General features: G+C 68.1%; 3 protein-coding genes. 2 read left to right on the top strand and 1 reads right to left on the bottom strand.

Going from position 1 to position 2,850, the window contains the following annotated elements; all coding sequences use genetic code 11:
- The coding region (locus tag ACMO6A_RS07915) for a DEAD/DEAH box helicase (RefSeq protein WP_418471044.1) at positions 1-808 on the bottom strand (808 nt) is incomplete at its 3' end.
- A gap of 216 nt (positions 809-1,024) precedes the next feature.
- On the opposite strand from ACMO6A_RS07915, the gene ACMO6A_RS07910 reads away from it, so the two are divergent.
- Positions 1,025-1,495, top strand: a complete 471-nt coding sequence (locus ACMO6A_RS07910; protein WP_015760563.1) for a hypothetical protein — start codon at positions 1,025-1,027, stop codon at positions 1,493-1,495.
- A gap of 127 nt (positions 1,496-1,622) precedes the next feature.
- Positions 1,623-2,741 carry a hypothetical protein gene (locus ACMO6A_RS07905; protein ID WP_009304402.1) on the top strand — a complete coding sequence of 373 codons (1,119 nt, stop codon included), beginning with the start codon at positions 1,623-1,625 and terminating at the stop codon, positions 2,739-2,741.
- Positions 2,742-2,850 lie beyond the last annotated feature (109 nt).

The following is a 2,850-nucleotide window of genomic DNA, read 5'->3' as shown; positions in this document are numbered from 1 at the left end:
GCGAGAAGTGCACGAGGTACAGCGGCGCCTCGCCCTTGCGCAGGGCCAGCTCCACCGTGCCCTCGAGCGGCATCTCCACGTACTCGTACGACAGCGGCACCGGGCGCGGCGCGTCGGCGACGACATCCACGTCCGTGCCCGTGCGCTCCTTGAGCGACGCCGCGATGGCGCTGACGTCGCCCAGCGTGGCGCTCATGAGGAGGAACTGCGTCTTCGGCAGCGTGAGCAGCGGCACCTGCCACGCCCAGCCGCGATCGGCGTCGCCGTAGAAGTGGAATTCGTCCATGGCCACGCAGCCCACGTCGGCGGCCTCGCCCTCGCGCAGCGCCTGGTTGGCCAGGATCTCGGCCGTGCAGCAGATGACGGGCGCCTCGGCGTTGATGTGCGCGTCGCCCGTGATCATGCCCACGTTCTCGCGGCCGAGCACCTCCACGAGGTTGAAGAACTTCTCACTGACCAGCGCCTTGATGGGCGCCGTGTAGTACGAGCGCTTCCCCGTGGCCAGCGCCATGAACTGCATCCCCAGCGCCACGAGCGACTTGCCCGAGCCCGTGGGCGTGCCGAGGATCACGTGGTCGCCCACCATGAGGTCCATGAGCGCCTCCTCCTGGTGGGACCACAGCTCGATGCCGCGCGCGGTCGTCCAGTCGAGGAAGCGGTCGAGCGCCGCGTCGGGCGAAAGCCACGGCTCGGGCTCCGGCTCACCCTCGGCAGGCTCCCACCACGCGGGCGCGAGCCGCCCCAGCGACCCGTGCGCGAAAGCCGCGTCCTCGGGTTCCGACGTTTCTTCTGCTGCGCGCTCGACCATGCGGGAACGACCTCCAGAAATCAGGGATGACGATAAGGTTCCATTCTACCCGCAACCGCCGCCTTCGGACGGCCGCGAACGGGAAAAGAACACGCCGCGCTGCAGGACGCTTCGCTCGCTCGGGATGGCAGATCGCGGCTGCGTCTTTGGTGTCCTTTCGGTGTGGATCCTCCAGCTATGATGGGCGCATTCGGAACGCGAGGAGAGGAGCCGCCCATGCAAGCGACGAACGAGATCAGGAACATCCTGGCGAAAGGCCAGGCGAAAGCCGGAGCGAACCCGTTGGCCGTGCTCGACGGCATCATGAGCGGCGACCCGCTGGAAGCCGTCGCGGGCGGCATCGGCATGGGCGACTCCTCGGCAGCGTATGCCAAGATGGCCAAGCTGCGCACCGAGACGCGCGTCGTGGAGCTGGGCCGCTCCGGCAACGAAGCCTACGACAGGCTGCGCAGCGCGGCGGCGCAGATCCGCAAAAGCCTGATCACGCTGCACGAGGCTCCGACGGGCAACCCCTACGTCGCCTACTTCAACAAGGGCATCGTCGCGAACCCCGCCGTCGTCGTCGCCGAACTCGTGTCCACGGGCGGCGGCGCGCGCATCGAGCTCACAGCCTTCACCGCGAAGGTCGGCTTGGTGCAGGGGCACTCGTGCAACGCGGCCATCGACAAGCTGGCCAAGCTGCTGTAGACTCGCCGGCGCGCGAAGCCCGCGATGCGGGCGAGTCCTCCGAAGCCTTCGCCTCGTCGCCGTGTATAATCGCATGCGAACGAAAGTAGCCGGACGTCCTCAGCCGGCCTTGGAGAGAAGGCAGCCCATGAGCTTCGCATTGAACCCCTACACCGCTCCCGACTTCCACCGCGAGCCGCTGGCCGGCGCGCCCGACGCCGTGCTGCTGCCGGCGCCGAAAGACGGCGTGGCGCCAGAAGGCTACCACGCGATGAGCATCTACCCCGAGTACTTCAAGATCGACGGCGCATGGCTGCTCGCGGAAGACAGCCGCATGGACTGCGTTCCCGTCTGCGAGGACGGACGCATCTTCGTGCGCGAGTTCCGCCACATCCGCGCGGGAGATGCCATCGTGTGCGGGCGCACCGAGTCGGGAGAGCAGGGCATCTACGTCCACACGACCGGGTTCGACCCCGCGCCGGACGGCGAAGGCGAGCTGGCCGACGCAGGGCGCCACGCCGACAACTTCGCCTTCCGCTTGGGGCGCTCGCGCGAGACGGCGTTCTCCCGCGAGTACGACGAGCTCTACGAGCTGCTGAAGCACGAGCGCGAACACGGCTACGTCGTGTGGGTGATGGGGCCGGCGTTCTCGTTCAACGGCTTCTCGCGCACGGCGTTCTCCAAGATCATCGAGGCGGGCTACGTCGACGCGGTGTTCGCCGGAAACGCGCTGGCCACGCACGATCTGGAGGGCTCTTACTTCCACACGGCGCTCGGCCAGGACATCGAGACGCAGGAGAACCGCCCGCTCGGCCACTACAACCACCTGGACACCATCAACCGCGTGCGGCTGTACGGCTCCATCGGCCGGTTCATCGAGGAGGAGCAGGTGTCGGGCGGCATCATGCACGCGTTGGAGAAGAAGGGCGTGCCCTACGTGCTGGCCGGCTCCATCCGCGACGACGGCCCGCTTCCGTGCGTGCTGGGCAACGCCTACGATGCGCAGGACGCCATGCGCTCCCACCTGCGCAAAGCCACCACGGTCGTGTGCATGGCCACCATGCTGCACACCATCGCCACGGGCAACATGACGCCATCGTACCGCGTGCTCGCGGACGGCACCGTGCGCCAGGTGTACTTCTACTGCGTGGACATCGCCGAGTTCGCGGTGAACAAGCTCATCGACCGCGGCTCTCTGGCCTCGCGCGGCATCGTGACGAACGTCCAGGACTTCATCGCCAACGTGGCGAAGGGCCTGGGGTTGTAGGAAAAACCGCCACGAATCCGGAGTCGGGCGCTCACGCCCGTCGCGCGCGCCGCCTGCGCTCAGCGAGCGACCATATCGCGCCCGCCGCCGCGCCCGCGATGGCGACCAC

Origin of the sequence: Eggerthella sp. (genome assembly GCF_048329335.1) — a bacterium.
GTDB classification, from domain to species: Bacteria; Actinomycetota; Coriobacteriia; order Coriobacteriales; family Eggerthellaceae; genus Eggerthella; species Eggerthella lenta.
The sequence above is the reverse complement of the archived record's forward strand: the minus strand, read 5'-3'. Positions and strand labels throughout refer to the sequence as shown.